The following is a 24475-nucleotide window of genomic DNA, read 5'->3' on the forward strand; positions in this document are numbered from 1 at the left end:
GCCTTAGTATGACGGCACGTTTCCAGCTGTTACCGCGAGATTATGCGATTTTCCAGATTTGCTGTCGGATTGACCACCAGTGTAGCCCTGAATGCCAGTGCCGCCAATGTCGAAGAGTATATCAATCAGTTACCCGCCGGCGCGAATCTCGCCCTGATGGTGCAAAAAGTCGGAGCCAGCTCCCCTGAGATTGATTTTCACAGCCAGCAGATGGCGTTGCCCGCCAGTACGCAAAAAGTGATCACGGCACTGGCTGCGCTGTTGCAGCTTGGCCCGGACTATCGCTTCACCACGACGCTGGAAAGCCGCGGCGAGGTGCGGAATGGCGTGCTTGATGGCGATCTGATCGCGCGTTTCACGGGCGACCCCACCTTTAAGCGCCAGGATATGCGCAATATGGTGACGACGCTAAAAAAAGCAGGCGTTCAGCAAATAAAAGGAAACGTGCTGATCGACACCTCTGCGTTCGCCAGCCACGACAAAGCGCCGGGCTGGCCGTGGAATGATATGACCCAGTGCTTCAGCGCGCCGCCCTCCGCCGCTATCGTCGACCGCAACTGTTTTTCCGTGTCGCTCTATAGCGCTCAGCAGGCGGGCGAACCGGCATTTGTGCGCATTGCGTCTTATTACCCTGTTAACGTCTACAGCCAGGTAAAAACCCTGCCGCGCGGCTCCTCGGAAGCCCAGTATTGCGAGCTTGACGTCGTGACGGGCGATCTTAACCGCTATACGCTCACGGGCTGTATGACGCAGCGCGCCGATCCTTTACCGCTGGCTTTCGCAATCCAGGATGGCGCGGGCTATGCTGGCGCGATACTCAAAGCGGAGCTTAAACAAGCGGGCATCGCTTATACCGGCACGCTGCTGCGCCAGACGCAAACCAACGACCCGGGTACAGTCATCGCCAGCCGACAGTCGCCGCCGCTGCACGATCTTTTGCGCGTCATGTTAAAAAAATCCGACAATATGATCGCCGACACGGTGTTTCGTACCATTGGACGTAACTTTTACGGCGTGCCGGGCACCTGGCGCGCGGGTGCCGATGCGGTCCGTCAGATCCTTCGCCAGAAAGCGGGCGTGGAGTTAGGCAATACTATCGTGGTGGATGGTTCCGGCCTGTCGCGCCATAATCTGATAGCGCCCGCGACAATGATGCAGGTGCTGCAGTACATCGCTCGCAACGACAGTCAGCTGAATTTTATCTCCATGCTGCCGCTGGCAGGGCACGACGGTTCGCTCCTTTATCGCGCAGGCCTGCACGAGGCGGGTGTCGATGGCAAAGTATCCGCAAAAACCGGCTCGCTGCAGGGGGTCTATAACCTGGCAGGCTTTATTACCACGGCCAGCGGACAACGGATGGCGTTCGTTCAGTATCTTTCCGGCTACGCCGTGGAGCCTGCCGACCAGCGCAACCGCCGTATTCCGCTGGTGCGTTTCGAAAGCCGGCTCTACCGCGATCTATACCAGAATAACTAACGATGAAGCTGCTGATAGTCGAAGATGATCTGCTGTTACAGGAAGGGCTGGCGATGGCGCTCGGCAACGAGGGCTATGCGCTGGATTGCGCCGGTAGCGCGGCGCAGGGCGATGCGCTGCTACAAAGTGGCGAATACAGCCTGATTATCCTCGACTTAGGCCTGCCAGATAAAGACGGCGCGACGCTGTTACGCCAGTGGCGCCGCAGCGGCATCAGCACGCCGGTGCTTATCCTCACGGCGCGCGACGCGCTTGAGGATCGCGTGAGCGGCCTTGATGCGGGCGCCGACGACTATCTGGTTAAACCCTTCGCGCTGGCGGAACTTCACGCCCGCGTACGGGCGCTGATCCGCCGCTATCAGGGTCATAGCGATAACCTGCTGCAGCACGACGACATTACGCTTAATCTGCAAACCCAGCAGGTACTGCTGCGGGGTCAGCCTGTGGAAGTGACGCCGAAAGAGTTCGCACTGTTAGCGCGTCTGATGATGCGTATCGACCAGACGGTGCACCGCGAAACCTTACAACAGGATATTTATAGCTGGCAGGACGACCCCAGTTCCAACACGCTCGAAGTGCATATCCATAATTTGCGCCGCAAGCTCGGCAAAACCCGCATCCGCACCGTTCGCGGCGTAGGCTACCGGCTGGAGCGTCAGTTATGAACAGTATGCGCCGTCGGCTGATGCTGATGCTGGCGCTAATCCTTCTCTTCTGTCAGTTAGTGAGCGTTATCTGGCTCTGGCATGAAAGCCGCGAGCAAATCAGTTTTCTGGTAAATGAGACGCTGTCGGCAAAATCCCGTACCGTTCATGTCGAAAAAGAAATCCGCGAGGCTATCGCCTCTTTGCTGGTGCCTTCGCTGGTGATGGTCGGGTTTACGCTCTTCTTCTCTTTCTGGGCGGTAACGTGGATCACACGTCCGCTCAGCCAGCTCAGCCGCACGCTTGCTAACCGTTCAGCGGATAATCTCTCCCCTGTCCCGGTCGATTCTGCCATGGAAGAGATAAGCGCGGTCACGCTGTCGCTTAATCAGCTCTTTTCACGCCTCGACCACACCATTCAGCAGGAACGCCTGTTCACCGCCGATGCCGCGCACGAGTTGCGCACACCGCTGGCGGGTATCCGGCTACATCTGGAGCTAATGGAACAGTCAGGTATCGCGCAGGCGACGCCGCTGCTCGCCCGCATCGATCGGCTGATGCATACCGTTGAGCAGCTGCTGATGCTGTCGCGCGCAGGCCAGGCGCTCGCCAGTGGGCATTATGAAACGCTACGCTGGTGCAAGGATATTCTTGCCCCGCTGCGCAGCGAGCTGGACGAACTGGCGGAACAACGCGGGCAGAATATCATTTGGCCCGCTGATGAGATGGCGCTGGATGTTCAGGGAGATGCAGTGCTGCTGCGCCTCATGCTGCGCAACCTGCTGGAAAACGCCTCGCGTTACAGCCCGGAGAACAGCCGCATCGTAGTGGAGCTTGTGCCTGATTCCAGTGGTAGTCGCCTGAACGTGATTGATGAAGGGCCAGGCATTCCGCAGGCGCAGCGTCAGGCCATCACCGAACCATTCCGGCGGCTGGATCAGCGATACGGTGGCAGTGGTCTGGGGCTCAGTATCGTGCAGCGTATCGTGCATTTGCACCGCGGCAGGTTAATGCTGGAAGATGCCCCTGACGGAGGACTGGCGGCGTCATGCTGGCTGCCAGAGGTAATGAATCAGTAATAAATACATCTCAAACATTCAGAACAGAAATAAAAAAGGCCGGTTTCCCGGCCCTTTTTGTTAACGCTGATACACGATTTCGACGCCTTCGTCGTCATCTTCGTCCCAGTCGTCATCCCACTCTTCTTCCGCTTCCGCTTCCATCTCTTCGAGTTGCTGGCGATGATAGTCATCCCACATGAACTCGACTTTTTCAGGCTGCTTCGCTTCGTCTTCGTGAACCACCGGGTTTTCAATGATGAAGTGCATCACGTCCCAGCAGAGATCTTTCACGCCCATCTGGCTTGCGGCAGAGATAAGATAATATTTATCGTCCCAGCCCAGCGCTTCAGCGATGGCTTTCGCTTTCTCTTCAGCGACATCGCGATCAAGCAGGTCGATTTTATTGAAGACCAGCCAGCGCGGCTTAGAGGCCAGCTTCTCGCTGTATTTCTCCAGTTCGCCCACGATGATACGGGCGTTTTCTGCCGGATCGGAGCCATCGATCGGATCAAGATCGATCAGGTGCAGCAGTACGCGGCAACGCTCAAGATGCTTCAGGAAGCGAATACCGAGGCCCGCGCCTTCCGCTGCGCCTTCAATAAGACCCGGAATGTCCGCGACCACAAAGCTTTTTTCGTTATCCATACGCACAACGCCAAGGCTTGGCACCAGCGTGGTAAACGGATAATCCGCCACTTTCGGCTTCGCAGCGGAGACTGCGCGAATGAAGGTGGATTTACCGGCGTTCGGCATACCGAGCATGCCGACATCCGCCAGCAGCATTAGCTCCAGCTGCAGATCGCGTTTCTCGCCCGGCGTGCCCATAGTTTTCTGGCGTGGAGTGCGGTTAACAGAAGATTTGAAGCGGGTATTGCCGAGGCCATGCCAGCCGCCTTTGGCGACCATCAGGCGCTGACCGTGTTTGGTCATGTCGCCCATCGTCTCGCCCGTACCCTGATCGATAACGCGCGTTCCGACCGGCACTTTGACTGTCACATCTTTGCCGCGTTTACCGGTGCAGTCGCGGCTCTGGCCGTTCTGACCACGCTCGGCGCGGAAGGATTTCTCAAAACGGTAATCGATAAGGGTGTTGAGGTTTTCATCGGCCTCAAGCCAGACGTCGCCGCCGTCGCCGCCGTCACCGCCGTCCGGGCCGCCTTTCGGAATATATTTTTCACGACGGAAGCTTACGCAGCCGTTACCGCCATCACCTGCCACGACAAGGATCGTAGCTTCATCAACAAACTTCATTTTACTTCTCCGTAATTCATTCGCCCGAGCGGGGGAGTACTCCTGCCGCTTCGCTTTTGCGCCACCGTCCCCAAAGACGGTGACCAATGGCGGAATACATCGCACCCGCAACCACGACAAACGCACCGAGATAAGCCAACAGGTTCAGCATCGGTCTGGCGAAGAAATCGGGCCAGGCAACAGATAACAAATCTGAAAACAGTAACGTAAACAGTGGGGTAAGCGTAATAATGGCGCTAACCTGCGCCGCCTGCCATCTCGCCATCGCTTCTGCCAGCGCACCATACCCCACCAGGGTATTCAGGCCGCAGAAAATAAGGCAGGCGAGTTGCCATGAGCTGAGCTGGAACAGCACGCCCGGCTTCGCCAGCGGCAACAACGCGATAGTACATAAAGTGTACAGCAAAAAGAGGATCTGTTGCGAGGCCAGACGGCGCAGCAGCACCTTCTGCGCGACGCCATAACTGACCCAGACCGTCGCCGCGCCCACCCCGAAAATCACACCCCAGGTGTAATCGGTCAGACGTGTAAAGATCTCTATCAGGCTGGTGTTGAAAAACATCACCAGCCCGCAAAGCAGCATCAATGCCCCGATGATCTGCGTACCGCGCATCTTTTCTTTAAGGATCAGAACGCTCGCCACCATCATGCCGACCGGCGAGAGCTGCCCTATCACCTGGGAAGCCGTCGGACTGAGATATTGCAGGGAAGAACTGAACAGGATGAAGTTGCCGAACAGGCCCCCCGTCGCTATCGCCAGTAACACCAGCCAGCGCGGTTTACGAAATAAGCCCATCGGCGGCAGCCGGCCTTTGATAGCAAGGATCAGCCCAAGCCCAATGCCTGCCATCAGGAAACGATAAAACACCACTGTAGGCGGCTCCATCACTTCCAGTACCTGCTTCATTGCAATTGGCAGCGCACCCCAGCACATTGCGGTCGTGAGCGCCAAAAGAATACCAATGCCGGCCTGCTGCTTCATGCCCGTTTCCCTACAGAAAAATTACCGGGTTTCCAATGTAAAAAGCCCCGCAACAGGTTGCGGGGCTTTAATCCGTTACCGGACCGAGAAAACCTTACTCAGCAACGATGCTGATGTATTTACGGTTGTTCGGGCCTTTAACTTCAAATTTCACTTTACCGTCTGCTTTAGCAAACAGAGTGTGGTCACGACCGCAACCTACGTTGTTGCCAGCGTGGAATTTGGTACCACGTTGACGAACAATGATGCTACCCGCCAGAACGGATTCGCCACCGAAACGCTTAACGCCCAGGCGTTTAGCTTCTGAATCGCGACCGTTACGTGTGGAGCCGCCAGCCTTTTTATGTGCCATTTAAATCTCTCCTCAGGTCTTAGGCGCTGATGCCAGTAATTTTCACATCAGTGAACCACTGACGGTGGCCCTGCTGCTTACGGTAGTGTTTACGGCGACGAAACTTAACGATTTTAACTTTCTCGCCACGACCGTGAGCAACAACTTCAGCTTTGATTACGCCGCCATCAACGAAAGGAACGCCGATTTTGACATCTTCACCGTTTGCGATCATCAGAACTTCAGCGAACTCAACAGTTTCGCCAGTTGCGATGTCCAGCTTTTCCAGGCGAACGGTCTGACCTTCGCTTACTCGGTGTTGTTTACCACCACTTTGGAAAACCGCGTACATATAGAACTCCGCTTCCGCGCACGCCTTTTGCATGATCAGAGTGCGCTATAAATATTCACAATAGGGCGCGAATATTACGCAAATTGCGAGCCTTTGACAAGCCCGTTTGTTGTTCAGTGCGGAAAAAAAACACAACCGTGACGGCGGCGTTTATCTGCCGCGTTTTTCCGGTACAATCTGTACTACATTTAGAATCCACTATCCTTACCTTCTCCCTTACAGACTGTGGTAAACAGGACGATAGCCAGACTTTTGCGATGAATTTAGAAAAAATTAATGAGTTAACCGCGCAAGATATGGCCGGTGTCAACGCGACCATCCTTGAACAGCTCAATTCCGACGTGCAGCTTATCAATCAGCTGGGCTATTACATTGTCAGCGGCGGCGGTAAACGCATTCGCCCGATGATTGCGGTGCTCGCTGCGCGCGCGCTCGGTTACGAGGGAAAAGCGCATATCACTATCGCCGCGCTTATTGAGTTCATTCACACCGCCACGCTGCTGCATGACGATGTTGTGGATGAATCCGATATGCGTCGTGGCAAAGCGACGGCGAATGCCGCATTTGGCAACGCCGCCAGCGTTCTGGTGGGAGATTTTATTTACACCCGTGCGTTTCAGATGATGACAAGCCTGGGGTCGCTTAAGGTGCTTGAAGTGATGTCCGAAGCCGTTAACGTCATCGCGGAAGGCGAAGTCCTTCAGCTGATGAACGTCAACGATCCCGATATCACCGAAGAGAGCTACATGCGCGTGATTTACAGCAAAACCGCGCGGCTTTTCGAAGCGGCGGCGCAGTGTTCCGGCATCCTGGCAGGCGCCAGCGAGGCGCAGGAACGCGCATTGCAGGACTATGGGCGCTATCTCGGCACCGCTTTCCAGTTGATCGACGATCTCCTGGACTACAGCGCTGACGGCGAACGTCTGGGCAAAAATGTGGGCGACGATCTCAACGAAGGCAAACCGACGCTCCCGCTGCTGCATGCGATGCATAACGGTACGCCTGCGCAGGCGCAGATGATCCGCGAAGCGATCGAACAGGGCAACGGGCGACATCTGCTGGATCCCGTGCTCGAAACGATGGCAGCCTGCGGCTCGCTCGCGTGGACACGCACCCGTGCTGAAGAAGAGGCCGATAAAGCTATCGCCGCGCTTGAAATTATTCCCCCTTCCCCCTGGCGCGACGCGCTGATCGCGCTTGCGCATATGTCGGTCCAGCGCGACCATTAATCCTTCTCCGCGCCCGTCGGCGCGGAAAGTTTCTGCGCTTATTCGCGCGTTTTGCATGTCTGTAGCCCGTTTGCTTTCCAGATAACCTTATTCTTTCTGGCCTTCTTTTAATGCCTCGATCCCTGCGTCACGACACGATCGGTCAGGGATCGCCTCTGACGCAGGCAGTTACAGCACTTACATTCGCTTTGTGGTTACTGCCACACTTCTGGATACAACCAAAAGTAACTGGAACGTTTTAGAAAATTTTGTGCTATAAATGATCAATCAGCTCCTGCAGGAGCTGTTCAGGGGGTCTCAATGCCGTAACAGGGAGGAAGCATGGAACGTAAGTTTATCGACTGGCACCCCGCCGATATCGTCGCCGCGCTACGCAAAAAGGGGTCATCGCTGGCAGCGGAATCCCGCAAAGCGGGTCTTAGCTCTTCAACGCTCGCCAATGCGCTAACGCGCCCCTGGCCGAGAGGCGAGAAGATCATTGCCGAAGCGCTCGGTACCGAACCCTGGATCATCTGGCCGTCGCGCTATCACGATCCGGTCACGCATGAATTTATCGATCGCTCACGTCTGATCCGTCATCGCTGACAGCGCCGGGGTCTCGCCCCGGTTGTTCTGCGCTCGTCACAGTATGACGTTCATGTGCCAGCCAATAAAAAAGCCTGCAGGAAGCCGCTGATTCTCAGCGATTTCCGGCAGGCTTAACGCTCTGCTCCGCGATGCGGAGAAAAGATTATTCGCCTTTTACACGCTCAATGTTGGCGCCCAGCGCACGCAGCTTATCTTCGATGCCTTCATAACCGCGATCGATATGATAAATACGATCCACGACCGTAGTGCCTTCCGCGATGCAGCCCGCCAGCACCAGGCTTGCGGAAGCGCGCAGATCGGTCGCCATCACCTGAGCGCCGGAGAGTTTCTCAACGCCGTGGCAGATAACGGTATTGCTTTCGATTTCCGCATGCGCGCCCATACGGATAAGCTCCGGCACGTGCATGAAACGGTTTTCAAAAATGGTCTCGGTGATAACGCCGGTTCCTTCAGCCACCAGGTTCAGCAGCGTGAACTGCGCCTGCATATCCGTCGGGAACGCCGGGTGCGGCGCGGTACGCACGTTAACGCCTTTCGGGCGTTTGCCATGCATATCAAGGCTTATCCAGTCTTCGCCGGTTTCGATATCAGCGCCCGCTTCGCGTAGTTTCGCCAGCACGGCGTCCAGCGTATCAGGACGGGTATTGCGGCACATCACTTTACCGCCGGAAATCGCTGCGGCCACCAGGAAAGTCCCGGTCTCGATGCGGTCAGGCAGCACGCGATAAACGCCGCCGCCGAGGCGCTCAACGCCTTCGATGGTGATTTTGTCTGTACCCTGACCGGTAATTTTCGCACCGAGGGTATTCAGGAAGTTCGCGGTATCGACGATTTCCGGCTCGCGCGCGGCGTTTTCGATAACGGTGGTGCCTTCAGCAAGCGTCGCGGCGGACATAATCGTCACGGTCGCGCCAACGCTCACTTTATCCATCACGATATGCGCGCCTTTCAGACGGCCCTGGACGGATGCTTTGACATAGCCCTCTTCCAGTTTGATTTCCGCGCCCAGTTGCTCAAGACCGGTAATGTGTAAATCGACCGGACGCGCGCCGATGGCACAGCCGCCCGGCAGGGACACCTGGCCCTGGCCGAAACGCGCCACCAGCGGGCCCAGCGCCCAGATAGAGGCGCGCATGGTTTTCACCAGCTCATATGGCGCACAGAAGATATTCACCTGGCTTGCATCGATCCAGACGGAGCCGTTACGCTCCACTTTCATCCCGAGCTGGCTCAGCAGCTTCATGGTGGTATCGATATCTTTCAGCTTCGGTACGTTTTGAATTTCTACAGGCTCTTCAGCCAACAGGGCGGCAAAAAGGATCGGCAGGGCGGCGTTTTTCGCCCCTGAGATCGTTACTTCGCCAGAAAGGCGGCTCGGCCCCTGCACACGAAATTTATCCATCAGAACTGTTCTCTGTTATTCAATCACTTGCTGCCGGCGTAGCGCCCACAGCTCAAAAACCGTTGAGTTTGCGCTCGCGTTCCCATTCCTGGGGCGTAAACGTCTTGATGGAGACCGCGTGAATGCGGTTATCGGCGATGAACTCCATCAGCGGGCCATAGACCGCCTGCTGTTTTTTCACGCGGCTCATCTCGGCAAACAGCTCACCCACAGCAATGACCTGAAAGTGGCTGCCATCGCCGGAGGAGACGTGGACTTCCTGGAGAGGCAGTGCGTTCATCAGCACCGTCTGAATTTCATGATTTTCCATGGGCTTTATTCATTATTCAGTGAAAACAGCCCAACATCTTAGAGCAAAGTGGCGCTGTCTTAAACAAGCAAAAAAGCCCCGCCGTGTAGCCGGACGGGGCTTTGTCAGTAACGTGCTGAAAATATTAGTTTGTCGGGGTCGGCAGCAGGCTTTCCGGCAGGTTGTAAAGTTTCGCAAGCGTCGTCAGATTATCGCTCATGCCTTCAAGCGTCACACGACGCCCGCAGGTCTGCGCCAGCGCGACCAGTTGCACCAGCAGCGCCAGCCCGGCGGTATCGACGCGCATAAGACCGCTAAGATCGATGCATTGCAGCCCATCGGTCGCGTGATGCCGTTGCTCCCACAGGGGCGTCAGCGTTTCGCGATCCAGCGTACCGCGTAAGCGCAACTGCGCCTCATGACGTTCCCAGTGCAGTTCCGCAGACATTACTGCTTCTGATCCAGCGTTATCGGCTGACGAGAGATAGATTTCAGCTGCTCGGTCAGGCCATCAATGCCTTTCTGGCGCAGGAGATCGCTCCACTCGTTCTGTTTGGTCGTAATCATGCTCACGCCTTCGGCGATCATGTCATACGCCTGCCAGTTGCCGGTCTGGCTGTTTTTACGCCACTGGAAATCCAGACGCACAGGCGGGCGGCCGTTCGGGTCGACGATGGTCACGCGAATCGGCAGAATATTCGCATCGCCGAGCGGCTGCTCCGGTGCTATCTGGTATGTCTGGCCGTGATACATCGCCAGCGCCTGGCCGTAAGCCTGTTTCAGGTATTCACGAAACGCGGCGAAGTAGGCTTCGCGCTGCGCCGGCGTCGCTTCTTTATAGTAGCGGCCCAGCACCAGCGCACCGGCGTATTTCACCTGCACATACGGCAACAGTTCCTGATCGACGATATCGCGCAGGTAGTTAGGGTTCTGGCGGATTTTCGGCTGTTCGTTTTTCAGGCGATCAAACGTTTTTTTCGCCGCCTCATTCATCAGTTTATACGGGTTAGACTGATCCGCCGCCGTAGCGAGCGGCGCAATCACCAGCATGGCGACCATTAAAAGACGTTTAAACATATCCGTTTCTCCTGATTAGTTCGTCGCGCCGGCAGGCGGCGTCGCGTTATCCGGTTCGGCGGCAGAGCCCTGCTCACCACCCTCTTTCTGGTTGTCGCCGCTGTTGCTCTTATAGAGGAACTGGCCAATCAGATCTTCAAGCACCATGGCGGATTTCGTGTCCTGAATCGTGCCGCCATCCTTAAGGATAGTGGTTCCCAGCTCAGGATCTTCAAAACCGACGTTCAGCGCCAGATATTGCTCCCCCAGCAGACCAGACGTGCGAATCGCCAGCGAGCTGGTATCCGGGATATGATCGTAGCGCTGTTCGATATCCATCGCGACACGCGGCAGGTAAGTTTTCGGATCGAGCGTAATGTCGGAAACCCGGCCAATCACCACGCCGCCGATGCGCACCGGCGAATGCGGTTTCAGGCCGCCGATATTATCAAAGGTGGCATACAGCCGGTATGTCGGTTCGGCCCGCAGCGAGGTGACATCCGCCACTTTCAGACAGATGAACAGCGCGGCCAGCAGCGCCACCAGCATAAAAGCGCCAACCCAAATCTCAAATTTCTTCGTTTGCATGCGTTAGTTCCCAAACATCAATGCGGTAAGCACAAAATCAAGGCCGAGCACGGCCAGCGAAGCGTGCACAACGGTACGTGTAGTTGCCCGGCTAATTCCCGCCGATGTCGGGATCGCGTCGTAACCGTTAAACAACGCAATCCAGGTCACCGTAATGGCAAACACCACGCTTTTTATCAAACAGTTAATCAGATCCATACGCCAGTCGACGGCGTCCTGCATGGCGGACCAGAAGAAGCCAGCATCGATGCCTTTCCAGTTGACGCCCACCAGCGAACCGCCCCAGACGCCCACCGCCACGAAAATAATGGTCAGCAGCGGCAGCGATATCACGCCCGCCCAGAAGCGCGGCGAAATCACACGGCGCAGCGGGTCGACCGCCATCATCTCCATACTGGAGAGCTGTTCGGTCGCTTTCATCAGCCCGATTTCCGCGGTCAGGGCCGATCCGGCGCGGCCTGCGAACAGCAGTGCGGCCACTACCGGCCCGAGTTCGCGCAGCAGCGACAGCGCCACCAGCATCCCGAGGCTCGTTTCGGCGCTGTAGGTGGTTAACACCAGATAGCCCTGCAGCCCTAACACCATGCCGATAAACAGCCCCGAGACGATGATAATAATCATCGACAGAACGCCCACATGATAGAGCTGGCGCATCAGCAGCGGGCCGTGTTTGCGAAACTCCGGCTTGCCGACGATGGCATTGAATAACATCAGCCCGGCGCGACCGAAGGAGGCGCTGAATTTCAGTCCGCGTTGCCCCATCGACGCCAGTAAATTTAACAGCATGAGCAGACTAACTCCCTGTTGGCGAAATCAGATCGTGGTGATAATCCCCGGCGGGATAGCGGAAAGGCACCGGCCCGTCGGCGATACCGTCGAGGAACTGACGCACGCGCGGATCGGTATTCTCTTGCAGCGCCTGCGCGCTGCCCTGCGCGACAATCCGTTTGTCGGCGACGATGTAAGCATAATCCGCAATGCTCAGGACTTCCGGCACGTCATGCGACACCACCACGCAGGTGACGCCAAGCGCGCTGTTCAGCTCGGAAATCAGCTTCACCAGCACGCCCATGGTAATCGGGTCCTGACCGACGAACGGCTCGTCAAACATAATCAGCTCCGGCTCCAGCGCAATCGCGCGCGCCAGCGCCGCGCGGCGGGCCATACCGCCAGAGAGTTCAGACGGCATGAGTTTTGCCGCCCCGCGCAACCCCACCGCTTCGAGCTTCATCATCACGGTACTGTGCAGCAGCGGTTCCGGCAGACGGGTATGTTCACGCAGCGGATAGGCGACGTTCTCGAATACGTTCAGATCGGTAAACAGCGCACCGGACTGAAACAGCATGCTCATGCGTTTGCGCACTTCATAGAGGCGCGAGCGAGACATGGCGGGAATGTTTTCACCATCGAAGAGGATTTCGCCGCAGTCCGGCGCGATTTGCCCGCCAATCAGGCGCAGCAGCGTGGTTTTACCAATCCCCGACGGCCCCATAATGGCGGTCACTTTACCGCGCGGAACGGTAAGCGAGATATTGTCAAAAATAGATCGGTTGCCGCGCGTAAAGCTCACGCCACGCACGTCAATCAATGTGTCACCGATCTGGCTCATCAACGCATCCTTTATCGTTCGCAGAGTTGTTCATAATGGCGCCAGTCGACACCGCAAAGGGGCTATTTTTACAGAATATCCCCGGATGAGGTTAGCGAAAGCTGGCATTTGTTTTACTTTTGGCGCGCATCTGGTCAAAATTAAGAGTTTACTTCGTTCTTTAACGATCTGTATGCGCGGCCAGCGACTCAGGCACAGTGGACCGGCGATTATACCTGAAGAAAGGACTTTGCATGCTTTTAGCTACGGCGCTGTTGATTATTGGTTTGCTTTTGGTGGTATACAGCGCCGATCGTCTGGTTTTCGCCGCCTCGCTTCTCTGCCGTAGCCTTGGCGTGCCGCCGCTGTTGATTGGCATTACCGTGGTCGGTATCGGCACCTCCCTGCCCGAAATCATCGTCTCCGTCGCCGCCGCGCTGCATGGCGAAACCAGTCTCGCTGTCGGCACGGCGATAGGCTCGAATATTACCAATATTCTGCTGATAGCCGGATTAACGGCGCTGCTCCGCCCGCTCGCGGCGCACTCGTCCATGCTGCGCCGCGAGTTGTCCGCCATGTTGCTGGTCAGCGCGCTGGCCGCGCTGGTGCTGTGGGATGGCGTGCTCGCGCGCGCTGAAGGCCTCTTTCTGTTGCTCATCGCCGCCGCGTATTTATGGTTTATCATCCGCATGGCGCGCCAGGCGGAACGTCAGGGCAACGACAGCCTGACACGCGAGCAGCTCGCCGAACTGCCGCGAGAAGGCGGTCGCTCGGTGGCGTTTCTCTGGTTAGGCGTTGCGCTAATCATTATGCCGATGGCGACGCGCATGGTGGTCGATAACGCCACGGTGCTCGCTCACGGTTTTGCCATCAGCGAACTGACCGTCGGCCTGACCGCCATCGCTATCGGCACCAGTCTGCCGGAGCTGGCTACCGCCATTGCCGGGGCGCGCAAGGGCGAAGACGATATCGCCATCGGCAATATTATCGGCTCGAATGTTTACAATCTGGCGATCGTGCCTGGCTTGCCCGCGCTGCTGGCACCCGGACGTTTCGATTCGCTGGCGTTTACACGCGATTATGGCGTGATGCTGCTGGTCAGCGTCATTTTCGTGGTGCTGTGCTGGCGTCCTGAGCAGTATCTCGGTAAAAAAACCGGCGCCGGATTATTATGTGGGTTTATCGTTTGGATGGTGATGCTGTTCTGGGCGTCGCCGCGTCTCGTTGGATGAATCGGAAGCGCATTTATGTCACAACTAGATTTACCGCCGGGTTTTGACTTTGAACAGGCAGGGAAGGATGTCCTGACCATTGAACGCGAAGGTCTGGCCCAGTTGGATCAGTACATCAACGCCGATTTTGCACGCGCCTGCGAAAGCATGTTCTACTGCCGCGGCAAAGTCGTGGTCATGGGAATGGGCAAATCGGGCCATATCGGTAAAAAAATGGCGGCGACGTTCGCCAGCACCGGCACGCCCTCGTTCTTTGTGCACCCGGCGGAGGCGAGCCACGGCGATTTAGGCATGGTGAGCGGGCAGGATATCGTCATTGCGATTTCCAACTCGGGCGAATCCAACGAAATTCTGGCGCTGATCCCGGTGCTTAAGCGTCTCCAGGTGCAGCTTATCTGCATTACTGGTCGTCCGGAGAGCGCGATGGCGAAAGCGGCGGATATCCACCTGTGTGTGAAAGTGCCACAGGAGGCCTGCCCGCTCGGCCTCGCGCCGACCACCAGCACCACAGCGACGCTGGTGATGGGCGATGCGCTCGCGGTCGCGCTGCTGAAAGCGCGCGGCTTTACGCCTGAAGATTTTGCGCTCTCCCATCCGGGCGGCGCGCTTGGACGTAAGCTGCTGCTGCGCGTCAATGACATCATGCACACCGGCGATGAAATCCCGCACGTCAGCAAAGAGGCGTCGCTGCGTGATGCGCTGCTGGAAATCACCCGCAAGAATCTCGGCATGACGGTGATTTGCGACGACCTGATGAAAATTGAGGGTGTTTTTACCGACGGCGACCTGCGCCGCGTCTTCGATATGGGCGGCGATCTGCATCAGATGAAGATTGTCGACGTGATGACGCCGGGCGGAATTCGCGTGCGTCCGGGCACGCTCGCAGTCGATGCGCTTAACCTGATGCAGACGCGTCACATTACTTCCGTCATGGTGGCTGATGGCGACCAGTTGCGCGGTGTGATACATATGCATGATTTGCTGCGCGCAGGCGTGGTGTAACAAAGGAAAGGTTTAATGAGTAACCCTGATGGCGCCATCTCTACCTGCTATGGGCCGGTGAGCGCGCAGATCATTGAGCGGGCGGCGCAAATCCGCCTGCTGATCCTGGATGTCGACGGCGTAATGTCCGACGGCCTCATTTACATGGGCAACAGCGGCGAAGAGCTGAAAGCCTTTAACGTGCGCGACGGTTACGGCGTACGCTGCGCGCTGACGTCCGGCATTGAGGTCGCGATTATCACCGGGCGCAAAGCGAAATTGCTTGAAGACCGCTGTGAAACGCTTGGCATTACGCATCTTTACCAGGGCCAGTCCGATAAGCTCATCGCTTACCGCCAACTGCTGGAAAAACTGGCGCTTGCTCCGGAAAATGTCGCTTATGTCGGCGATGATTTAATTGACTGGCCTGTGATGGCGCAAGTCGGGCTGAGCGTGGCGGTAGCGGATGCGCATCCGCTGCTGACGCCGAAGGCCGATTACGTCACCCATATCCCGGGCGGCCGCGGCGCGGTGCGCGAAGTCTGCGATCTTCTGCTGCTGGCGCAGGGAAAATTAGATGAGGCCATAGGGCAATCCATATGAGTAAGACCAGACGCTGGATAATCATCCTGCTGGCGCTGGCCGCGCTGGTGCTGATTGGCATTAACCTCGCCGATCAGGATGAAGGCGGCCCGCTGACAGTAAACAGCAATGAGCCGACATACCAGAGCGAGCAGTCAAACACGGTGGTTTACAGCCCGGAAGGCGCGCTGAACTATCGCTTAGTCGCACAGCACGTCGAGTATTTCTCAGAAGACGGCGTCTCCTGGTTTACACAGCCGGTGATGACCACCTTTGATACCAACAAAGTGCCGACCTGGTCGGTCAAAGCGGATCGTGCCAAACTGACCAATGACAGAATGCTCTACCTGACCGGTCATGTGGAAGTGAACGCGCTGACGCCGGATTCGCAGTTGCGCAAAATTACGACCGACAAGGCAGAGATCAACCTGGTCACCCAGGATGTTACCTCTGATACGCTTGTCACTCTTTACGGCACCAGCTTTAATTCCAGCGGCCTGAAAATGCGCGGGAACCTTCGCAGCAAAAATGCCGAGCTGATTGAAAAGGTTAGAACCTCCTATGAAATCCAGAATAAACAAACTCAGCCTTAATGTCGTACTGACCAGTACGCTGCTGGCGGCAGGCTTCCCGGCGTTCGCGCTGACGGGCGATACCGAACAGCCTATCCATATAGAATCTGACCAGCAGTCGCTGGACATGCAGGGCAACGTGGTGACGTTTACCGGCAATGTCGTGGTGACGCAGGGCACGATTAAAATCAACGCTGACAAAGTCGTCGTCACGCGCCCTGGCGGTGAGAAAGGCAAAGAGGTGATTGACGGTTACGGTAATCCTGCCACTTTCTACCAGATGCAGGACAACGGCAAACCGGTTAAAGGCCATGCCTCAACGATGCACTACGAGCTGCAAAACGATTTCGTCGTGCTGACCGGCAACGCCTACCTTGAGCAGCTCGACAGCAATATCAAAGGCGACAAAATCACCTATCTCGTGAAAGAGCAGAAAATGCAGGCGTTCAGCGAGAAAGGCAAACGCGTGACCACCGTACTGGTGCCGTCGCAGCTGCAGAATAAAGACAACGCCGCTCAGGCGCCGAATCAGAACAAGAGCAACTAAACCCTTATGGCAACACTCATTGCGAAACACCTGGCGAAAGCCTACAAGGGCCGCCGCGTAGTGGAAGATGTCAGCCTGACGGTGAACTCAGGCGAGATTGTCGGCCTGCTTGGCCCGAACGGCGCGGGTAAAACCACCACGTTCTACATGGTCGTGGGCATTGTGCCGCGCGACGCCGGCAACATCATTATTGATGACGAAGATATCAGCTTGCTGCCGCTGCACGCCCGCGCGCGTCGCGGCATCGGTTATCTGCCGCAGGAGGCGTCCATTTTCCGCCGTCTGAGCGTCTACGACAACCTGATGGCCGTTCTGCAAATTCGCGACGATCTCAGCGCCGAGCAGCGCGAAGATCGTGCCAAAGAGCTGATGGAAGAGTTCCATATCGACCATCTGCGCGACAGCCTCGGCCAGTCGCTCTCCGGCGGCGAACGCCGTCGCGTGGAGATTGCCCGCGCGCTGGCGGCGAACCCGAAATTCATCCTGCTTGACGAACCCTTTGCGGGCGTCGACCCGATTTCGGTTATCGATATCAAACGTATCATTGAGCATCTGCGCGACAGCGGCCTTGGCGTGCTTATCACCGACCATAACGTGCGTGAAACGCTGGCGGTGTGCGAGCGCGCCTATATCGTCAGCCAGGGGCACCTTATCGCCCACGGCACGCCCGACGATATTCTGCAGGATGAACAGGTTAAACGCGTATATCTTGGGGAAGAGTTCAGACTCTGATAGGGTAGAGCAACAGGCAGAAACGGCGCGCCACCCAGCGCGCCCCGCCGCGACAGGTCTTATTTGACGTTTACACCTGAGGATTTTTGCTCTGAATATGAAGCAAGGTTTGCAACTAAGGCTTAGCCAACAGCTCGCCATGACGCCGCAGTTGCAGCAGGCCATTCGCTTGTTGCAGTTGTCCACGCTGGAACTCCAGCAGGAGTTGCAACAGGCGCTGGAAATTAATCCCCTGCTTGAGCAAACCGACATTCACGACGAAATTGCCACTCAGGAAACGCAGGACAACGAAGGGCTGGATACCGCCGAAGCGCTGGAGCAAAAAGAGATGCCGGACGAGCTGCCGCTTGACGCCAGCTGGGACGAAATCTACACCGCCGGCACGCCGTCAGGCACGGGCACCGACTATATCGACGACGAACTGCCGGTCTATCAGGGCGAAACGACCCAGAGCCTTCAGGATTACCTGATGTGGCAGGTGCAACTGACGCCCTTTTCCGATACCGACCGCGCGATCGCCACAGCGATCGTCGACGCGGTGGACGACACCGGCTACCTCACCGTCACGGTGCAGGATATTCTCGACGGCATGGGCGACAACGATGACGATATCGGCCCCGAAGAGATTGAGGCTGTGCTCAAGCGCGTGCAGCGTTTCGATCCGGTCGGCGTCGCCGCCCGCGATCTGCGCGACTGCCTGTTGATACAACTTTCGCAGTTCAGCGCCGACACGCCCTTTCTGGCGCAGGCGCGGCAGATAGTCAGCGATCACCTCGACCTGTTAGCCAATCATGACTTTCGCAGCCTGATGCGCGTCACGCGCCTGAAAGAGGATGTGCTGAAAGAAGCGGTGAACCTGATCCAGTCGCTCGATCCGCGTCCCGGCCAGTCTATCCAGACTGGCGAGCCGGAATATGTCATCCCGGACGTGCTGGTGCGCAAGCATAATGGCCGTTGGGTAGTGGAACTCAATTCCGACAGCATTCCCCGGCTCAAAATCAATCAGCAGTACGCCGCGATGTCTAATAGCGGGCGTAATGAATCTGACAACCAGTTCATCCGCAGCAACCTGCAAGAGGCGAAATGGCTGATTAAAAGCCTGGAAAGCCGTAACGACACGCTGCTGCGCGTCAGCCGCTGCATCGTTGAACAGCAGCAGGCGTTCTTCGAACAGGGCGAAGAGTATATGAAGCCGATGGTGCTGGCGGATATCGCCCAGGCGGTGGAGATGCATGAGTCCACTATCTCCCGCGTTACTACCCAAAAATATCTGCACAGCCCGCGCGGCATTTTCGAATTGAAGTATTTCTTCTCAAGTCACGTGAACACCGAGGGCGGCGGCGAAGCCTCGTCCACGGCTATTCGCGCGCTGGTGAAGAAGTTGATTGCAGCGGAAAACCCCGCGAAACCCTTAAGCGACAGCAAACTGACGTCTATGCTGTCAGAGCAGGGGATCATGGTGGCCCGCCGTACCGTTGCGAAGTATCGAGAGTCTTTATCCATACCGCCGTCAAACCAGCGCAAACAGCTGGTCTGACTCAACCGATAAGGAAGACACTATGCAGCTCAACATCACAGGACATAACGTCGAAATCACCGAAGCGCTGCGCGAGTTTGTCACCACCAAATTCGCCAAGCTGGAGCAGTATTTCGAAAGGATTAATCAGGTCTATATTGTGCTGAAGGTGGAAAAGGTGACGCAAATCGCCGACGCCACCCTGCATGTGAACGGCGGGGAGCTGCATGCCAGTTCGGAAGGCCAGGATATGTACGCCGCCATCGACGGTTTGATTGATAAACTGGCGCGGCAGCTCACTAAACACAAAGATAAACTGAAACAACATTAATTGTCCGGGCGTTTCGCTGGGACATCGACGGCCCGGCCCGTCTGGCGGGTCGTCGCACCAGAGAACGCTTAGGTGAAATTATGATGAATAATGATTCCGCTCTGCCATTGAGCAATGTTTTAAACCAGGAATGCACCCGCAGCGGCGTACACTGCCAGAGTAAAAAACGCGCCCTGGAGATTATCAGCGAGCTGGCGGCAAAGCAGCTTAGCCTGCCGCCGCAGGTAGTGTTTGAAGCGATCCTTACCCGTGAGCGGATGGGAAGTACCGGGATCGGCAACGGCATCGCCATTCCGCACGGCAAGCTTGAAGAAGATACGCTGCGCGCCGTAGGCGTTTTCGTCCAGCTCGAAACGCCGATTGCTTTTGACGCCATCGATAACCAGCCTGTCGATCTCCTCTTCGCGCTGCTGGTGCCGGCGGATCAAACCAAAACGCATCTGCATACGCTGTCGCTGGTGGCTAAAAGACTGGCGGACAAAACGATTTGCCGTCGTCTGCGTGCCGCGCAAAGCGATGAAGAGCTCTACCAGATAATCACTGAAACCAGTGAAGAGAGTGAATGACCGTGCTGAAAGGCACAATCCAGGAGGCGCCGGTTAACCGGTCTGAAGTGTGGAGAAACAGCAGATGGTTCTGATGATCGTCAGTGGACGTTCAGGGTCAGGGAAATCGGTCGCCCTGCGTGCACTGGAAGATATGGGGTTCTACTGCGTCGATAACCTGCCTGTCGTGCTGCTGCCTGAACTGGCGCGCACGCTTTCAGAAAGGCAGATATCCGCCGCGGTGAGCATCGACGTTCGTAATATGCCGGAATCCCCGGAGGTGTTTGAGCAGGCGATGAATAACCTGCCGGACGCGTTCTCTCCGCAACTGCTGTTCCTCGACGCCGATCGCAACACGCTGATTCGCCGCTACAGCGACACGCGCCGCCTGCATCCGCTCTCCAGCAAAAACCTGTCGCTCGAAAGCGCCATTGATGAAGAAAACGATCTGCTGGAGCCGCTGCGATCGCGCGCGGATCTGATTGTCGACACCTCGGAAATGTCGGTGCATGAACTGGCGGAAATGCTGCGCACCCGCTTGCTTGGCAAGCGCGAGCGTGAACTCACGATGGTGTTTGAATCCTTCGGCTTCAAGCACGGCATTCCGATCGATGCCGATTACGTCTTTGACGTGCGTTTTCTGCCAAACCCGCACTGGGATCCGAAACTGCGCCCGATGACCGGTCTCGATAAGCCCGTCGCGGCGTTTCTCGACCGCCACACCGAAGTGCACAATTTCATCTACCAGACGCGCAGCTATCTGGAACTCTGGTTGCCGATGCTGGAAACCAACAACCGCAGTTATCTGACTGTCGCCATCGGCTGTACCGGTGGTAAACACCGCTCCGTCTACATCGCCGAACAGCTGGCGGATTACTTCCGCTCGCGCGGCAAAAACGTTCAGTCCCGCCATCGCACGCTGGAAAAACGCAAATCATGACCGTAAAACAGACTGTCGAAATCACCAATAAGCTCGGGATGCATGCCCGCCCGGCGATGAAGCTGTTTGAACTGGTGCAGAGCTTTGACGCGGAAGTGCTGTTGCGTAATGAAGCGGGCACCGAAGCGGAAGCCAGCAGCGTGATAGCCCTGCTGATGCTCGATTCCGCCCAGGGCGGCCATATTGAGATAGAAGCCACCGGCCCGCAGGAAAAAGAAGCGCTGGCGGCCGTCATCGCGCTGTTTAACGCCGGCTTTGACGAAGACTGACCGCCCTACTCTCAGCGCAGCGCGTGCTGCGCTATTGCGCCGCGCTCTGTTAAGCCCGAGCTATATGACCAGCTGACAGCAGCTATGGAAGGTGCAGTGCCGGTAATTCTCGCGTGCGAGAATACCGTCCATGTCAGTGATTGTTGAGTGCGTACGCGTGAATTGACACTTCATAATGTCGTTGAGAAAGTCAGCGTCGCTGACAGCATCTGCACGGTCGCGCTCAAGGACACTGGTCAATGCATCGCGCAACCCAAAGCTGGTGTCAGGGTTGACCAACGTCTCCTGAATTTCTGCGTTAATTGCCTCGGGCGCTGTGTCTTCGTTCTGTTGAACGCCTGTCCAGCAGGCATCATGCCAGGTCTGCTCGGGGTAGCCTCCCATGAACGCGGGGTGAAATGGTGCATGTTCACGCTGCCCTACACGGTCACAGAGGGCATCATTCAAGCCCTGGCGGTGGCCTTCTTGCTCGCAGAACTGCAGTAGTTCCACGACTTCATTTCCTGAAAATTCCGAGACGTGTCGGCCGCTCTACGGCATGCAGCCGCAATAGTTGTAAGAGACTGTCGGGGCGTACTCAGTGGGGGTTTCGTGAGCAATGATCAGGGCCATAAATTACGTCCTTCCGGTGATAGTGTTCATGGTCGTTTTCCAGTGACAGGCAGCTCACCCAAACCGCCCTCAAAATTCGTACAAAACCCATATCAAAGGCAGAACAAGCAGCCAGCCTTCACAATCCTTCTCGGCAACCCACTTCAAGCGTTCCATTTTCGACGCCCTCATGCCTGGCCAGGGTCAGGTGGGCTGATCGTGTGTGCGTAACTGGGCGAACAGCGCGCTAATCTGCTTGCCGTATTGCTGGGCCCTGGGGATGCGCAGCTGCTTGAGGTAGGCGGCAATCTCATGGCCCTGCCCAAGCAGGGCAAACTCGATCAAGTGCCCGAGCGGGAGCGTCAACGGCAGAGGCTCGTTGACGATGTTGTCCTTGCCGCCTTCGGGCTCGGCGAACATCTCGAGCTTAGCGCCAATGTAGCGCAGGCTCGCCTCGCGCTGCTGCTCGGTGATGGCCAGCAGTGCGCTGGCGTCGAATCCGGCCAGTTCCAGGCAGTGGTCGTAGAAGTCGCTCAGACCTTCTTCCAACGGCACCCTGCCGACCGGCTGGCCCAGTTGCTGCTCCAGCCTGTCGAGAAAGCTGCGGTAATGCGCCAGGGTAATCAGTTCATCGATGTGCATGGTCATTTCCTCGTACAATCGCCGGTTCACGGATTGCCCATCACGCGCTCGAGCGAGAAGTCGAAGTCTTCGTCTGGCAGGGCTGGGGGCAATTGCTGCACCGCCTCCAATCGCAAGCCGTAGCCGAATGGATTCAGGGGCGCTGCCAGTGCGCTGTATCCGCTGATGGCAACCAGATACCGGCCCGGAGCCACCTCCAGGTAGTCGTTGTTCTTCAGCCGTAGCGGGTAGTTCTCCAGGTAGTTGCAGAAGAACGCTGCGTCCCAGTCCATCAGCGCGCCGAGGTCCGCCGCAACGAGCACACCCGAGGTCATATGCAGTGGCGCGCCCTGGTAGGTGAAATGCCGCTGTGCGCCGGCGGGCGGCAGGGCGCCTTGCTCAAGAAATACCGCGTAGTCGTCGTCGGGTATCTGGTAGATGGGGAAGACTACCCCTTCGCCGATGGCCTGAGCCCCTATCGCCTGATCGTCGATGAACAGGTCGAACACATCGCTGCCCTGGTAACCGACACGTTGCAGGAAAGCCTGCAGCGTCAGAGGGTCGAACAGCACGATGCCGGAGACGTGCAAGGTGATATTGGCGATGTTCTTCATAGGTCGCATCCTGGTGTTGCTGGAGTCGGTAATTTTAGGTAGCCAGCGCCTCTTGATGGGCGCGGGCATTGTCAATAAGTGTTTGCTCCAGCCTGGTGATAGCCATGGCCGTTCCCTCATTCCGCCCGGCTTATCCGGCGTCTCTACTGGCGGTTCATGAGGATCGGACTAAAGGACTCCCCGCCAAGCTGGCGCATCTGGCGCAAAATCCACTGCTGACGCGTACGCACGTAGCCTGACGGCGCGCTCACTTTAAAACGTATCGGGTTAGGCAAAACGGCCGCGAGCAATGCTGCTTCCGATGCGCTAAGGCGGCGGGCTGGCTTGTTGAAATAGCGCTGCGACGCCTCTTCCACGCCAAACACGCCTTCGCCGAACTCTGCGATATTCAGATAGACCGTCAGGATGCGGCGCTTGCTCCAGACAATTTCGATGCCGAGCGTTAAACCCGCCTCCAGCCCTTTGCGCAACCAGCTGCGCCCGTCCCATAAAAACAGGTTTTTTGCCGTTTGCTGCGACAGTGTGGAAGCCCCGCGAATGCGGCTGCTGCGCTCGTTATGAGAGACGGCTTTCTGGATAGCGGCCATATCAAAACCCCAGTGCGTCGGGAATTTCTGATCTTCCGCGGCGATCACCGCAAGCCCCATCCACGGCGAAATCTCATCCATGCCCACCCAGTCGGAGTGCGCCACATAGCTGAAGTCGCCGCTAAACCAGGCGGAGAGCTGCCGCTCGACCATCACCGCGGAAAACGGCACCGGTATAACGCTAAACAGCAAAATACCGGCAAGCCAGACGCCCGCCACGATAAGAAACGCCCGCAGCAGCAGAGGCCGCAGGCGAGCAAACAGCGAGCCACGCGCTTTACTCATGGGCACATCGCCACCAGACGCGCCACCAGCTTCTCAATCCCTGCCGCCGCCTCGTCGATGCTTTCGGCCAGCATATAGGCGGGCGTGGTCAGAACCTTGTTCTCTTCATCGACCACAATATCGTCCACCGGGCACGGCACATGCTCGCCGCCCATCTCTTCCACCAACTCGGCCGTGTCGATATCAGTGCCGATGGTCAGGCGCAGCGGCGCAGCGAGAATTTTCGGCAGCATGGCGGGCGCGATGCAGATAAAGCCGAGCGGCTTGCCCGCGGCATGCATGGCCGTCGCCAGCGCGTGCAGCGCCGGATCGACCGCGCATTCACTGCCACGCGTTGCGAAGTCGCACAGGTTTTTCGCGGCGCCGAATCCGCCAGGCACGACCAGCGCGTCGAGGTCTTCCGCGCGCGCGTGCTCAAGCGGCGCTATTTTGCCGCGTGCGATACGAGCCGCTTCCGCCAGCACGTTGCGCGTCTCGCCCGTCGGTTCGCCCGTTAAGTGATTAATCACATCTGCTTGTGGTTTATCGGGCGCAAAACAGACTGCCTGCGCGCCATTGCGGGCCAGCGCAAGCAGGGTAATTACCGCCTCATGAATTTCCGATCCGTCATAAACGCCGCACCCACTTAACACCACGCCGATTTTTTTCATGATTTACCCTTAAGTTAAACCGTTGAAAATGTGACTAAAACGT

At 57.1% G+C, this 24475-nt stretch carries 32 protein-coding genes; 16 read left to right on the forward strand and 16 right to left on the reverse strand.

Translation table 11 applies throughout. The annotated features are described in order from the left end of the window. The first annotated feature begins 42 nt into the window (after positions 1–42). From dacB to pmrB, 3 genes are read left to right on the forward strand one after another with little or no spacing between them, the layout of a single operon-like run. The gene (gene dacB, locus AFK63_RS16385; RefSeq protein WP_038865503.1) at positions 43–1476 is read left to right on the forward strand and encodes a serine-type D-Ala-D-Ala carboxypeptidase; all 1434 of its coding nucleotides are present in this window, start codon (positions 43–45) and stop codon (positions 1474–1476) included. A gap of 2 nt (positions 1477–1478) precedes the next feature. Beyond that, the gene (gene pmrA / locus AFK63_RS16390; protein ID WP_038865505.1) at positions 1479–2141 is read left to right on the forward strand and encodes a two-component system response regulator PmrA; all 663 of its coding nucleotides are present in this window, start codon (positions 1479–1481) and stop codon (positions 2139–2141) included. Then, positions 2138–3199, forward strand: a complete 1062-nt coding sequence (pmrB, locus tag AFK63_RS16395) for a two-component system sensor histidine kinase PmrB (protein WP_038865507.1) — start codon at positions 2138–2140, stop codon at positions 3197–3199. The genes pmrA and pmrB overlap by 4 nt, the downstream gene beginning before the upstream one ends. A 60-nt stretch (positions 3200–3259) precedes the next feature. On the opposite strand, the gene cgtA is transcribed toward pmrB, so the two are convergent. The 4 genes from cgtA to rplU all read right to left on the reverse strand — a co-directional run bounded on the left by cgtA (position 3260) and on the right by rplU (position 6097). Beyond that, positions 3260–4432, reverse strand: a complete 1173-nt coding sequence (cgtA, locus tag AFK63_RS16400; protein ID WP_038865509.1) for an Obg family GTPase CgtA — start codon at positions 4430–4432, stop codon at positions 3260–3262. A gap of 16 nt (positions 4433–4448) precedes the next feature. Then, positions 4449–5414, reverse strand: coding sequence for a DMT family transporter (locus AFK63_RS16405; protein ID WP_038865511.1), 966 nt, complete (start codon positions 5412–5414; stop codon positions 4449–4451). A 94-nt stretch (positions 5415–5508) separates the two neighbouring features. Continuing rightward, the gene (rpmA, locus tag AFK63_RS16410) at positions 5509–5766 is read right to left on the reverse strand and encodes a 50S ribosomal protein L27 (protein WP_004385076.1); all 258 of its coding nucleotides are present in this window, start codon (positions 5764–5766) and stop codon (positions 5509–5511) included. Between the two features lie 19 nt (positions 5767–5785). Continuing rightward, positions 5786–6097, reverse strand: coding sequence for a 50S ribosomal protein L21 (gene rplU / locus AFK63_RS16415; protein WP_004385077.1), 312 nt, complete (start codon positions 6095–6097; stop codon positions 5786–5788). A gap of 257 nt (positions 6098–6354) precedes the next feature. Here rplU and ispB point away from each other — a divergent pair, with 257 nt between their 5' ends. Together ispB and sfsB are read left to right on the forward strand one after the other, a co-directional pair. Beyond that, on the forward strand, positions 6355–7326 hold the full coding sequence (gene ispB / locus AFK63_RS16420; protein WP_038865513.1) for an octaprenyl diphosphate synthase: 972 nt from the start codon (positions 6355–6357) through the stop codon (positions 7324–7326). A gap of 321 nt (positions 7327–7647) precedes the next feature. Next, positions 7648–7911, forward strand: coding sequence for a DNA-binding transcriptional regulator SfsB (gene sfsB / locus AFK63_RS16425; RefSeq protein ID WP_007673194.1), 264 nt, complete (start codon positions 7648–7650; stop codon positions 7909–7911). A gap of 145 nt (positions 7912–8056) precedes the next feature. On the opposite strand, the gene murA is transcribed toward sfsB, so the two are convergent. From murA to mlaF, 7 genes are all read right to left on the reverse strand, one after another. Continuing rightward, a complete protein-coding gene (gene murA / locus AFK63_RS16430) occupies positions 8057–9316 on the reverse strand; it encodes a UDP-N-acetylglucosamine 1-carboxyvinyltransferase (RefSeq protein ID WP_038865515.1) in 1260 nt (419 codons plus the stop codon). Between the two features lie 52 nt (positions 9317–9368). Beyond that, entirely contained in the window at positions 9369–9626 is a 258-nt protein-coding gene (gene ibaG / locus AFK63_RS16435) for a BolA family iron metabolism protein IbaG (protein WP_038865517.1), read from the reverse strand. Between the two features lie 124 nt (positions 9627–9750). Continuing rightward, on the reverse strand, positions 9751–10053 hold the full coding sequence (gene mlaB / locus AFK63_RS16440; protein WP_038865519.1) for a lipid asymmetry maintenance protein MlaB: 303 nt from the start codon (positions 10051–10053) through the stop codon (positions 9751–9753). Continuing rightward, positions 10053–10682 (reverse strand): phospholipid-binding protein MlaC, encoded by a 630-nt coding sequence (gene mlaC, locus AFK63_RS16445; protein WP_038865521.1) that lies wholly within the window; start codon positions 10680–10682, stop codon positions 10053–10055. Before mlaC ends, mlaB begins: the two co-directional genes overlap by 1 nt. A 15-nt stretch (positions 10683–10697) precedes the next feature. Next, complete coding sequence (gene mlaD / locus AFK63_RS16450) at positions 10698–11249, reverse strand: outer membrane lipid asymmetry maintenance protein MlaD (protein ID WP_038865522.1); 552 nt, start codon at positions 11247–11249, stop codon at positions 10698–10700. A 3-nt stretch (positions 11250–11252) separates the two neighbouring features. Then, positions 11253–12035 (reverse strand): lipid asymmetry maintenance ABC transporter permease subunit MlaE, encoded by a 783-nt coding sequence (gene mlaE / locus AFK63_RS16455; RefSeq protein WP_038865523.1) that lies wholly within the window; start codon positions 12033–12035, stop codon positions 11253–11255. A gap of 7 nt (positions 12036–12042) precedes the next feature. Beyond that, on the reverse strand, positions 12043–12858 hold the full coding sequence (gene mlaF / locus AFK63_RS16460) for a phospholipid ABC transporter ATP-binding protein MlaF (RefSeq protein WP_038865524.1): 816 nt from the start codon (positions 12856–12858) through the stop codon (positions 12043–12045). Positions 12859–13091: 233 nt separating this feature from the next. Here mlaF and AFK63_RS16465 point away from each other — a divergent pair, with 233 nt between their 5' ends. From AFK63_RS16465 to npr, 11 genes are all read left to right on the forward strand, one after another. Then, positions 13092–14069 (forward strand): calcium/sodium antiporter, encoded by a 978-nt coding sequence (locus AFK63_RS16465; RefSeq protein ID WP_038865525.1) that lies wholly within the window; start codon positions 13092–13094, stop codon positions 14067–14069. 15 nt (positions 14070–14084) lie between these two features. After that, on the forward strand, positions 14085–15071 hold the full coding sequence (kdsD, locus tag AFK63_RS16470) for an arabinose-5-phosphate isomerase KdsD (protein ID WP_038865526.1): 987 nt from the start codon (positions 14085–14087) through the stop codon (positions 15069–15071). Between the two features lie 15 nt (positions 15072–15086). Next, positions 15087–15653, forward strand: a complete 567-nt coding sequence (gene kdsC, locus AFK63_RS16475) for a 3-deoxy-manno-octulosonate-8-phosphatase KdsC (protein WP_038865528.1) — start codon at positions 15087–15089, stop codon at positions 15651–15653. Beyond that, positions 15650–16225: an LPS export ABC transporter periplasmic protein LptC gene (gene lptC / locus AFK63_RS16480; protein ID WP_038865530.1), complete on the forward strand. Its 576-nt coding sequence runs from the start codon at positions 15650–15652 to the stop codon at positions 16223–16225. Before kdsC ends, lptC begins: the two co-directional genes overlap by 4 nt. Continuing rightward, positions 16194–16751: a lipopolysaccharide ABC transporter substrate-binding protein LptA gene (gene lptA, locus AFK63_RS16485; protein ID WP_038865533.1), complete on the forward strand. Its 558-nt coding sequence runs from the start codon at positions 16194–16196 to the stop codon at positions 16749–16751. The genes lptC and lptA overlap by 32 nt, the downstream gene beginning before the upstream one ends. A gap of 6 nt (positions 16752–16757) precedes the next feature. Further along, positions 16758–17483, forward strand: coding sequence for an LPS export ABC transporter ATP-binding protein (lptB, locus tag AFK63_RS16490; RefSeq protein ID WP_038865534.1), 726 nt, complete (start codon positions 16758–16760; stop codon positions 17481–17483). Positions 17484–17580: 97 nt separating this feature from the next. Beyond that, a complete protein-coding gene (rpoN, locus tag AFK63_RS16495) occupies positions 17581–19020 on the forward strand; it encodes an RNA polymerase factor sigma-54 (protein ID WP_038865537.1) in 1440 nt (479 codons plus the stop codon). A 22-nt stretch (positions 19021–19042) separates the two neighbouring features. After that, positions 19043–19330 carry a ribosome hibernation promoting factor gene (hpf, locus tag AFK63_RS16500; protein WP_007714769.1) on the forward strand — a complete coding sequence of 96 codons (288 nt, stop codon included), beginning with the start codon at positions 19043–19045 and terminating at the stop codon, positions 19328–19330. A gap of 80 nt (positions 19331–19410) precedes the next feature. Next, complete coding sequence (gene ptsN, locus AFK63_RS16505) at positions 19411–19896, forward strand: PTS IIA-like nitrogen regulatory protein PtsN (RefSeq protein WP_007714766.1); 486 nt, start codon at positions 19411–19413, stop codon at positions 19894–19896. Positions 19897–19960: 64 nt separating this feature from the next. Continuing rightward, positions 19961–20815 (forward strand): RNase adapter RapZ, encoded by an 855-nt coding sequence (rapZ, locus tag AFK63_RS16510; protein WP_004385096.1) that lies wholly within the window; start codon positions 19961–19963, stop codon positions 20813–20815. Next, positions 20812–21084, forward strand: a complete 273-nt coding sequence (npr, locus tag AFK63_RS16515; protein ID WP_007704900.1) for a PTS phosphocarrier protein NPr — start codon at positions 20812–20814, stop codon at positions 21082–21084. Before rapZ ends, npr begins: the two co-directional genes overlap by 4 nt. Positions 21085–21144: 60 nt before the next feature. On the opposite strand, the gene AFK63_RS16520 is transcribed toward npr, so the two are convergent. The 5 genes from AFK63_RS16520 to elbB all read right to left on the reverse strand — a co-directional run bounded on the left by AFK63_RS16520 (position 21145) and on the right by elbB (position 24432). After that, the gene (locus tag AFK63_RS16520; RefSeq protein ID WP_038865540.1) at positions 21145–21576 is read right to left on the reverse strand and encodes a hypothetical protein; all 432 of its coding nucleotides are present in this window, start codon (positions 21574–21576) and stop codon (positions 21145–21147) included. 303 nt (positions 21577–21879) lie between these two features. Then, entirely contained in the window at positions 21880–22317 is a 438-nt protein-coding gene (locus AFK63_RS16525) for a hypothetical protein (protein WP_038865548.1), read from the reverse strand. A gap of 26 nt (positions 22318–22343) precedes the next feature. Continuing rightward, positions 22344–22910, reverse strand: coding sequence for a hypothetical protein (locus AFK63_RS16530; protein ID WP_038865550.1), 567 nt, complete (start codon positions 22908–22910; stop codon positions 22344–22346). A 143-nt stretch (positions 22911–23053) separates the two neighbouring features. After that, entirely contained in the window at positions 23054–23782 is a 729-nt protein-coding gene (gene mtgA / locus AFK63_RS16535) for a monofunctional biosynthetic peptidoglycan transglycosylase (protein WP_038865552.1), read from the reverse strand. Then, the gene (elbB, locus tag AFK63_RS16540) at positions 23779–24432 is read right to left on the reverse strand and encodes an isoprenoid biosynthesis glyoxalase ElbB (protein ID WP_038865554.1); all 654 of its coding nucleotides are present in this window, start codon (positions 24430–24432) and stop codon (positions 23779–23781) included. Before elbB ends, mtgA begins: the two co-directional genes overlap by 4 nt. Between the last annotated feature and the right edge of the window lie 43 nt (positions 24433–24475).

The sequence above is a fragment of the Cronobacter muytjensii ATCC 51329 genome (assembly GCF_001277195.1).
Classification (GTDB): Bacteria; Pseudomonadota; Gammaproteobacteria; order Enterobacterales; family Enterobacteriaceae; genus Cronobacter; species Cronobacter muytjensii.

What these genes read in the sequence shown, in the direction of transcription:
- dacB (WP_038865503.1), top strand. Translation starts at nt 43, where the DNA reads ATGCGATTTTCCAGATTTGCTGTCGGATTGACCACCAGTGTAGCCCTG.
- pmrA (WP_038865505.1), top strand. Translation starts at nt 1,479, where the DNA reads ATGAAGCTGCTGATAGTCGAAGATGATCTGCTGTTACAGGAAGGGCTG.
- pmrB (WP_038865507.1), top strand. Translation starts at nt 2,138, where the DNA reads ATGAACAGTATGCGCCGTCGGCTGATGCTGATGCTGGCGCTAATCCTT.
- cgtA (WP_038865509.1), bottom strand. Translation starts at nt 4,432, where the DNA reads ATGAAGTTTGTTGATGAAGCTACGATCCTTGTCGTGGCAGGTGATGGC.
- AFK63_RS16405 (WP_038865511.1), bottom strand. Translation starts at nt 5,414, where the DNA reads ATGAAGCAGCAGGCCGGCATTGGTATTCTTTTGGCGCTCACGACCGCA.
- rpmA (WP_004385076.1), bottom strand. Translation starts at nt 5,766, where the DNA reads ATGGCACATAAAAAGGCTGGCGGCTCCACACGTAACGGTCGCGATTCA.
- rplU (WP_004385077.1), bottom strand. Translation starts at nt 6,097, where the DNA reads ATGTACGCGGTTTTCCAAAGTGGTGGTAAACAACACCGAGTAAGCGAA.
- ispB (WP_038865513.1), top strand. Translation starts at nt 6,355, where the DNA reads ATGAATTTAGAAAAAATTAATGAGTTAACCGCGCAAGATATGGCCGGT.
- sfsB (WP_007673194.1), top strand. Translation starts at nt 7,648, where the DNA reads ATGGAACGTAAGTTTATCGACTGGCACCCCGCCGATATCGTCGCCGCG.
- murA (WP_038865515.1), bottom strand. Translation starts at nt 9,316, where the DNA reads ATGGATAAATTTCGTGTGCAGGGGCCGAGCCGCCTTTCTGGCGAAGTA.
- ibaG (WP_038865517.1), bottom strand. Translation starts at nt 9,626, where the DNA reads ATGGAAAATCATGAAATTCAGACGGTGCTGATGAACGCACTGCCTCTC.
- mlaB (WP_038865519.1), bottom strand. Translation starts at nt 10,053, where the DNA reads ATGTCTGCGGAACTGCACTGGGAACGTCATGAGGCGCAGTTGCGCTTA.
- mlaC (WP_038865521.1), bottom strand. Translation starts at nt 10,682, where the DNA reads ATGTTTAAACGTCTTTTAATGGTCGCCATGCTGGTGATTGCGCCGCTC.
- mlaD (WP_038865522.1), bottom strand. Translation starts at nt 11,249, where the DNA reads ATGCAAACGAAGAAATTTGAGATTTGGGTTGGCGCTTTTATGCTGGTG.
- mlaE (WP_038865523.1), bottom strand. Translation starts at nt 12,035, where the DNA reads ATGCTGTTAAATTTACTGGCGTCGATGGGGCAACGCGGACTGAAATTC.
- mlaF (WP_038865524.1), bottom strand. Translation starts at nt 12,858, where the DNA reads ATGAGCCAGATCGGTGACACATTGATTGACGTGCGTGGCGTGAGCTTT.
- AFK63_RS16465 (WP_038865525.1), top strand. Translation starts at nt 13,092, where the DNA reads ATGCTTTTAGCTACGGCGCTGTTGATTATTGGTTTGCTTTTGGTGGTA.
- kdsD (WP_038865526.1), top strand. Translation starts at nt 14,085, where the DNA reads ATGTCACAACTAGATTTACCGCCGGGTTTTGACTTTGAACAGGCAGGG.
- kdsC (WP_038865528.1), top strand. Translation starts at nt 15,087, where the DNA reads ATGAGTAACCCTGATGGCGCCATCTCTACCTGCTATGGGCCGGTGAGC.
- lptC (WP_038865530.1), top strand. Translation starts at nt 15,650, where the DNA reads ATGAGTAAGACCAGACGCTGGATAATCATCCTGCTGGCGCTGGCCGCG.
- lptA (WP_038865533.1), top strand. Translation starts at nt 16,194, where the DNA reads ATGAAATCCAGAATAAACAAACTCAGCCTTAATGTCGTACTGACCAGT.
- lptB (WP_038865534.1), top strand. Translation starts at nt 16,758, where the DNA reads ATGGCAACACTCATTGCGAAACACCTGGCGAAAGCCTACAAGGGCCGC.
- rpoN (WP_038865537.1), top strand. Translation starts at nt 17,581, where the DNA reads ATGAAGCAAGGTTTGCAACTAAGGCTTAGCCAACAGCTCGCCATGACG.
- hpf (WP_007714769.1), top strand. Translation starts at nt 19,043, where the DNA reads ATGCAGCTCAACATCACAGGACATAACGTCGAAATCACCGAAGCGCTG.
- ptsN (WP_007714766.1), top strand. Translation starts at nt 19,411, where the DNA reads ATGATGAATAATGATTCCGCTCTGCCATTGAGCAATGTTTTAAACCAG.
- rapZ (WP_004385096.1), top strand. Translation starts at nt 19,961, where the DNA reads ATGGTTCTGATGATCGTCAGTGGACGTTCAGGGTCAGGGAAATCGGTC.
- npr (WP_007704900.1), top strand. Translation starts at nt 20,812, where the DNA reads ATGACCGTAAAACAGACTGTCGAAATCACCAATAAGCTCGGGATGCAT.
- AFK63_RS16525 (WP_038865548.1), bottom strand. Translation starts at nt 22,317, where the DNA reads ATGCACATCGATGAACTGATTACCCTGGCGCATTACCGCAGCTTTCTC.
- AFK63_RS16530 (WP_038865550.1), bottom strand. Translation starts at nt 22,910, where the DNA reads ATGAAGAACATCGCCAATATCACCTTGCACGTCTCCGGCATCGTGCTG.
- mtgA (WP_038865552.1), bottom strand. Translation starts at nt 23,782, where the DNA reads ATGAGTAAAGCGCGTGGCTCGCTGTTTGCTCGCCTGCGGCCTCTGCTG.
- elbB (WP_038865554.1), bottom strand. Translation starts at nt 24,432, where the DNA reads ATGAAAAAAATCGGCGTGGTGTTAAGTGGGTGCGGCGTTTATGACGGA.